Raw genomic sequence first — 7347 nt, forward strand, 5'->3', positions numbered from 1 at the left:
ATTGGTCTGGAAGCCGGCGACGTTGAAATCGTGACGGTTGATGTATTCCTTCTGGAACACGCTGTCCTTGCGCGAAAAGGCGTAGCTGTACTTCAGCCCGCCCAGCTCGTAGTCCTCGATGCCGGCACCGGTGGCGCTCTGGTTCCAGTAGAAGAAGTCGGAGATATGGATGTCGTTGCGCTTGTAGAAGCGCCGCCCGGCCCACAGCGAACCGCCATTGAGCGCCGGCACCTTGCTCCATTCGGCGTATGCCTGATTGATCCGGGAAAAGCCATGTTCACCGGTGAACTCGGGGGTATGGCCATACTCGTTGAAAAACTGCGCCATGCCCTCGACGCTGATCACCGAGCCATCGCCCAGGGTCAGCAGATCCTGGCGCAGATCCAGCTCCGAGTACTGCTCGCACTCGTTGCCCAGGCGGTATTTCGACGACGCGCCGGGCAACTGGAAGCACGACTGGCTGCCATTGCCGTCCGCACTGCCGGCGCCGCTGCGCACGTAGCCGCTGAACTCCAGGGCCTGGGCCTGAGGCAAGGCCAGACCGAGGGCCAATGCGACCAGGTAGGGTGCACCGCGCTGCGATAACTGAGGATTGAGACTGACTTTCATGGCTGCTCCTGATTGTTTTTATTGTGTGAAGTGCTGCGGTTAACCGCCGAAGCGACGGATTCTATGAAGTTCATTGGCGCGCATAACGCACCCTACGTACTCAGCGGTCCTGCAGAGTGCGCCGCGCGCACTGGAGGTTGAGGCTGAGCGGCTGGTGGATTGCCGATTACTTTCATTAGCCCTGGCGGCGGTGCGCACTGCCTAGACGGCCCCGCGCACCCGGGCACTCAGCCGAGCTTCAACTGCGCCACCTTGCGCTCGAGCGGCTGCGGCCTTTCCGGCAGCAGGCGCTCGCCACTTTTGGCATCGAACAACAGCACCTTGCTCGGATCGAACTGCAGCTCCAGGGCCTGCCCCACCTGTGGCGCATCGTCCGGGGCCATGCGGCAGCACACCTTGGTCTGGTTGAGTTCGACGAACACCAGGGTGTCCGGCCCGGTGGGCTCGACAACCTCGACCTCGGCGCGAATCGACGATTGATTGCGGCTCTCGTCCGTGGCCAGGAGGATCTGCTCGGGACGAATGCCGAGGATCACCTCGCGATTCTCGAAGCCCGCCTCCATCGCCCCCAGCGGCAGTTCGCAACGGGCCTGGCCCGAGTCGAGCAGCGCCAGCAACTGACCGTCGCGGCGCTGCAGACGCAGGGGAATGAAGTTCATCGGCGGCGAGCCGATGAAGCTGGCCACGAACAGGTTGGCCGGATCGTTGTAGATCTGCTTGGGAGTGCCGAACTGCTGGATGATGCCGTCCTTCATCACCGCCACCTTGTCACCCAGGGTCATGGCCTCGATCTGGTCGTGGGTGACGTAGACCGTGGTGGTCTTCAGGCGCTGGTGCATCAGCTTGATCTCGGTGCGCATCTCGACGCGCAGCTTGGCGTCGAGGTTCGACAGCGGCTCGTCGAACAGGTAGATCTTCGGCCGCCGCGCCAGCGCCCGGCCCATGGCCACGCGCTGCTGCTGGCCGCCGGAGAGCTGGCCGGGTTTGCGGCTGAGCAAATGTTCGATCTGCAGCAACTTGGCCACTCGCGCCACTTCCGCCTCGATATCGGCCGGGGCCATCTTGCGCATCTTCAGGCCGAAGGCGATGTTGGCGTGCACGGTCATGGTCGGGTACAGCGCATAGGACTGGAAGACCATGGCGATGTCGCGGTCCTTGGGGCTCATGCCGCTGATGTCCTGGTCGTCAACCAGGATCGCCCCGCCACTGATGTCCTCCAGGCCGGCGATGCAGTTCATCAGGGTCGACTTACCGCAACCGGAGGGACCGACCAGGATCAGGAACTCGCCGGAGTCGATCGAGATCTCGATGTTCTTCAGGGTATCCGCCAGGCCGCTGCCGTAGGACTTGTTGACGTTACGCAGTTCGAGGGTTGCCATATCGTTCTCCTAACCTTTGACCGCGCCGGCAGTCAGCCCGCGCAGGAAGTACTTGCCGGCCAGCACATAGACCACCAGGGTCGGCAGGCCGGCGATCATCGCCGCGGCCATGTCGACGTTGTATTCCTTGGCCCCGGTGCTGGTGTTGACCAGGTTGTTCAGGGCCACGGTGATCGGCTGGGTATCGCCACTGGCGAACACCACGCCGAACAGGAAATCGTTCCAGATCTGGGTGAACTGCCAGATCAGGCAGACCATGATGATCGGGGTCGACATGGGCAGCAGGATGCGTCCGAAGATGGTGAAGAAGCCTGCGCCATCCAGCCGCGCCGCCCGCACCAGGGCATCCGGAATGCTCACGTAGTAGTTGCGGAAGAACAGCGTGGTGAAGGCCATGCCGTAAACCACATGGATCAGCACCAGGCCGCTGGTGGTGTTGGCCAGCCCGAGCTGGCCGATGGTGAAGGACGCCGGCAGCAGCACCACCTGGAACGGCAGGAAACAACCGAACAGCAGCAGACCGAAGAACAGCTGCGAACCGCGGAAACGCCACATGGCCAGCACATAACCGTTCAACGCGCCGACCACGGTGGAGATCAGCACCGCCGGAATGGTGATCTTCACCGAGTTCCAGAAGTAGCCGCCGACCCCGTCCCAGGCCTTCAGCCAGCCGATCGCGGTGAACACCTCGGGCCAGGACAGCAGGTTGCCGGTGCGGATGTCTTCCGGGCTCTTGAAGCTGGTCAGCAGCATGATCACCAGCGGGATCAGGTAGACCGCGCAGGCGGCCAACAGGGTGGCGTAGATCGCCACGCGGCTCAGGCTGAGCGGGGAACGGCTAGTCATGGCGTTTGCCTCGCAGTTCGGAGTACAGGTAGGGCACCAGGATCGCCAGCACCGCGCCGAGCATGAGGATCGCACTGGCGGCGCCGAGGCCCATCTGGCCGCGGGTGAAGGTGTGGGCATACATGAACATCGCCGGCAGATCGGAGGCGTAGCCGGGGCCGCCGGCGGTCATCGAGGCGACCAGGTCGAAGCTCTTGATGGCAATGTGCGAGAGGATCATCAGGGCGCTGAAGAACACCGGCCCCAGGCTCGGCAGGACGATGCGCAGGTAGATGTTCGGCAGGCTGGCGCCATCGACCTGAGCGGCGCGGATGATCGACTGATCGACCCCGCGCAGGCCGGCGAGGAACAGCGCCATGACGAAGCCCGAGGACTGCCAGACCGCGGCGATCACCAGGCAGTAGACCACCCGATCCGGGTCCACCAGCCAGTCGAAACGAAAGCCTTCCCAGCCCCAGTCGCGGAGCATCTTGTCGATGCCCAGGCCGGGATTGAGCAGCCATTTCCAGGCGGTGCCGGTGACGATCATCGACAGTGCCATGGGGTAGAGAAAAATGGTGCGAATAAAACCTTCGCGGCGAATGCGCTGATCCAGCAGCACCGCCAACAGCACGCCGATCACCAGGCTGATGCCGATGAACAGGCCGCCGAACAGCAGCAGGTTCTGGCTTGCCACCCACCAGCGGTCGTTGTCCCACAAGCGGGCGTACTGCTGCAGGCCAACCCAGGAATAGCTGGGCATGAAGCGCGAGCTGGTGAACGACAGCACAAAGGTCCAGAGGATGTAGCCGTAGAAACCGACCAGCACGATCAGCATCGTCGGCGCCAACACCAGCTTGGGCAGCCAGCGTTGCAGCGCATCCAGCGGTGAGGCCTTGGTGAAAACTGCGATTGAACTCATGGGTGACTCCGTTGCGTATTGCGCCGCTTGTGGGAACTAGAGGCCGCCTGACTCCTACAGAAATCCGGCACGGCCGATCCCGTGGCGCGCGCCGGAGGGCATGCGCCAGGGATAAGCAGGTCAAACGTAGTGGATTACCGCCGGCGCACCGGCGGCCGGGCTGGCTCTACTGCACGGCCTGGATAGCCGCGGCCAGCTGCTGGGCAGCCTTCTGCGGATCGGCCTTGGTGTCGTTGAAGAAGTTGGTCACCACATCGAAGACCGCGCCCTGCACATAGCTGGAGGCGGCCATGCCATGGGCCAGGCTCGGCTGCAGACCGCCATTGGCGGCAGCAGCCTTGAAGTCGACCATGGACTTCTGCGCGCAGGCATCGAAGCTGCTCATGTCCTGATCCATACGCACCGGGATCGAGCCCTTGTTCTGGTTGAAGAACTGCTGGAACTCCGGTTCCATCACGGTGCGCGCCAGGTCTTCCTGGGCCTTGCGGTTGTCCGCATCGCTCAACTTGAACATGGCCAGCGAATCGATGTTGTAGGCGAAGCTGCCCTGGGTGCCCGGGAATGGCAGGCATTGGTAGTCCTTGCCGGCGACCTTGCCGGCGGCGGTCCACTCGCTCTTGGCCCAGTCGCCCATGATCTGCATGCCGGCCTTGCCGTTGATGACCATGGCGGTGGCGCTGTTCCAGTCACGCCCGGCGGCATTGGCGTCGACGTAACCATGCAGTTTCTGCAGGGCGGCGAATACCTCGACCATCTTGGCACTGGTCAGCACGGACTCGTCCAGCTCGACGAAGGCCTTGTAGAAGTCATCGGGCCCCAGCACGGCCAGGGCCAGGTCTTCGAATACGGTGCTGTCCTGCCAGGGCTGACCACCGTGGGCCAGGGGCATGAAGCCGGCGGCCTTGAGTTTTTCCGCGGCGGCGAAGAATTCGTCGAGGGTAGTCGGTGCGGTGGCTCCGGCTTTGGCGAACACCTCGGGGTTGATCCACAGCCAGTTGACCCGGTGCACGTTGACCGGCACCGCCACGTAGTCGCCGCCGAACTGCATCGCCTCGATCACCTGGGGCGGCAGCAGCTCATTCCAGCCATTCTCTTCGGCCACCTGATTGAGGTCGGCGAGCAGGCCCAGTTCGCCCCACTCCTGGATGTCGGGGCCCTTGATCTGCGCGGCGGCCGGCGGATTGCCGGAGACGGCGCGGGTTTTCAGCACGGTCATGGCCGCTTCGCCACCGCCACCGGCGACGGCGAAATCTTTCCAGCTGTGGCCCTGGTCTTCGACCAGTTTCTGCAGGGTATCGGCGGCGCGCTTTTCGCCACCGGAGGTCCACCAGTGCAGCACTTCGACTTCGCCGGCGAGGGCGGTCAGCGGCATTAGGGCAGCGAGGGAAACAGCGGTGGACAGACGGGAAATCGCATTCATATGAGCAGGTTCCTTTCTTGTTGTTATTCACGGGCAAGTCTGGTGCTTGCGCTGGAATCGAGTCTAACCAGGGTTGGCGCCGCGGCGGGTAACGAAGGGATGCGGGAAAGTCACCGAATGGTGACATAGGCGAGCGCCGCAACGGGCGCTGTACAGCGGAGAAACTCGCAGGCGCGGGTATACCCGCATGGCGTGCACTGCATCCAGCCGAGGTGAGGGTGCAGCCAGGCCCAAGGTGCCCGCCCAAGGGCCTTGCCAGCACTCAGGTGCGGAATTGCCCGACCAGGCCCTGCAGCTGCTCGGCGAGGCGCGCCAACTGCTCGCTAGTGGCGGCTGTTTGCTGCGCGCCGACACTAGCCTCTTCAGCAACCTGGCTGACTGAGACAATATTGCGGTTGATCTCCTCGGCCACCGAGCTTTGCTCCTCGGCAGCCGAGGCAATCTGCGCGTTCATGTCGTTAATGGTGGCCACGGAACGGGTGATGCAGTCCAGCGTGGCCCCCGCCTGAGCGACCTGTTCCACGCCCTTGCGCGCCTGAGTGCAGCTGACCTCCATGACTTTCATGGCACTGGAGGAGCCGCTCTGCAGCTTTTCGATCATTCCCTGGATTTCGGTGGTCGATTGCTGAGTACGCGAGGCCAGGGTACGCACCTCATCGGCGACCACGGCAAAGCCGCGGCCCTGCTCACCGGCTCGCGCCGCTTCGATAGCGGCATTGAGGGCCAGCAGGTTGGTCTGCTCGGCAATACTGCGGATAACTTCCAGTATGCCGCCGATCTTGTCGCTGTCCTGCTCCAGCTGGCGAATGACCACTGCCGCCTTCTCCACTTCACTGGCCAGGACATCGATGACTTCGCCGGTCTGGCTGACCACGCGTTTTCCGTCTGCCGCTTCCTGATCCGCCTGCTGGGCGGCCTGCGCCGCCCCGGCTGCACTGTGCGCAACCTCCTGAACGGTGGTGGTCATCTCGTGCATGGCTGTCGCAACCTGTCCGATTTCCGCTTGCTGACGGCGCACGCCGGCACCGGTCTGAAGCGTCACCGTAGAGGTCTGTTGGGCAGCGGCCGCAAGCTGACCGGTGGCACTGGAAACCTGCTGCACCATGGCGTGAAAACGCTCGCGCATCTGGTTGAAGGCCTTGGCCGCCCGACCCAGCTCGTCGTCGCCCTGGTAATCGGCGGTTACGGTCAGGTCACCCTGGGCCATTTGTCCGCTGGCGCGTTCGAGCGCGGCAACGGCAGTGCCTAAGGCGCTGATGATGCCCCAGGCCAGCCATATGCACAGGCCGAGCGCGACGGCCAGCAGCCCGATAGCGGCATTGCGAATCAACCGGTACTCACTCTGCGCCGCGACAAATTGCGCCTCGGCCAGATCCAGCTGCACCTGCAGGAGTTCTTCCGAGGAAGCATTGGCGGCAGCGAAGGACTCATCGAGACGGGTCAGCGCCAGGCTGCCGGCCTGCTCGAATTGCTCGGCCTCGAGCGCCGCCATCACGGGCTTCAGCCCCTCGTTGACGAAGATCGCCCGGGTGGCGCTGAAATCATCTGCCAGCCGCTGCTCCTCGGCCCCCCTTGGGTGAGTCAGATAGTCCTGCCAGATGGCGCTGATCTTCGTGATATTGCCCTGGACAATATCGCTGTGCAGGGTTCTCGGGTGCGTGTGCAGGTCTTTGAAGCTGTTTTGCGGGTCGTGCTGCAGGGCCAGGAGCAGTTGGACCCGACTATCCTGCATCAGCGCCATGATCTTCCCCACCTGCCCCGTACCGACCAGGCGATCGTGGTACAGACTGTCGAGCGAGGCGTTGGAGTCGAGCATGCCCTTGAGCCCCACGCCACCAATCCCGGCCATCAGTACCGCGCTCAGGCTGACCAGCATCACCATGCGCTTCTTGAAACTGAAACTCTGCAATAGGCTCATATACGGCCCCGCTTCTTATTAGAGTTGTAGGAATGTGGTGAACACGAACAGGGAGCACCCATTCAAGGGGTCAGACGGCCCAGGCACAGCCGCCATGTCGATCACGATGAAACTCGACGCCGCAGCACGTAAACCAGCAGCGGGCAGCTGCTCCGCTCTCGGCCACGCGCCCTGGCCTCAACCAGTCTATCGGCCTCAGCGCAGGCTTCTGAAGGGCCCGACTGAAGCCACAGGCTCACAGCTGCCAGCATAGCAACCTTGGGTCATGTAATGC

At 63.3% G+C, this 7347-nt stretch carries 6 protein-coding genes and 1 pseudogene; all 7 read right to left on the bottom strand.

Annotation, left to right across the window (positions count from 1 at the left end):
- The coding region (locus ABZE94_RS18750; protein WP_372877337.1) for a carbohydrate porin at nt 1-609 on the bottom strand (609 nt) is incomplete at its 3' end.
- Between the two features lie 227 nt (nt 610-836).
- Nucleotides 837-1988 (bottom strand): ABC transporter ATP-binding protein, encoded by a 1152-nt coding sequence (locus tag ABZE94_RS18755; protein WP_372877339.1) that lies wholly within the window; start codon nt 1986-1988, stop codon nt 837-839.
- Between the two features lie 9 nt (nt 1989-1997).
- On the bottom strand, nt 1998-2834 hold the full coding sequence (locus ABZE94_RS18760) for a carbohydrate ABC transporter permease (RefSeq protein WP_372877341.1): 837 nt from the start codon (nt 2832-2834) through the stop codon (nt 1998-2000).
- Nucleotides 2827-3735, bottom strand: a complete 909-nt coding sequence (locus ABZE94_RS18765) for a sugar ABC transporter permease (RefSeq protein WP_318946440.1) — start codon at nt 3733-3735, stop codon at nt 2827-2829. The genes ABZE94_RS18760 and ABZE94_RS18765 overlap by 8 nt, the downstream gene beginning before the upstream one ends.
- Nucleotides 3736-3901: 166 nt before the next feature.
- Nucleotides 3902-5155, bottom strand: a complete 1254-nt coding sequence (locus ABZE94_RS18770; protein WP_372877344.1) for an ABC transporter substrate-binding protein — start codon at nt 5153-5155, stop codon at nt 3902-3904.
- Between the two features lie 262 nt (nt 5156-5417).
- A complete protein-coding gene (locus tag ABZE94_RS18775) occupies nt 5418-6281 on the bottom strand; it encodes a methyl-accepting chemotaxis protein (protein WP_372877346.1) in 864 nt (287 codons plus the stop codon).
- Nucleotides 6276-7073 (bottom strand): annotated as a pseudogene (locus tag ABZE94_RS18780) (Tar ligand binding domain-containing protein); the annotation flags it as partial. The pseudogene ABZE94_RS18780 and the gene ABZE94_RS18775, both read right to left, overlap by 6 nt.
- Nucleotides 7074-7347: the final 274 nt, after the last annotated feature.

The organism is Pseudomonas sp., assembly GCF_041601375.1.
In the GTDB taxonomy this organism is placed as follows: Bacteria; Pseudomonadota; Gammaproteobacteria; order Pseudomonadales; family Pseudomonadaceae; genus Aquipseudomonas.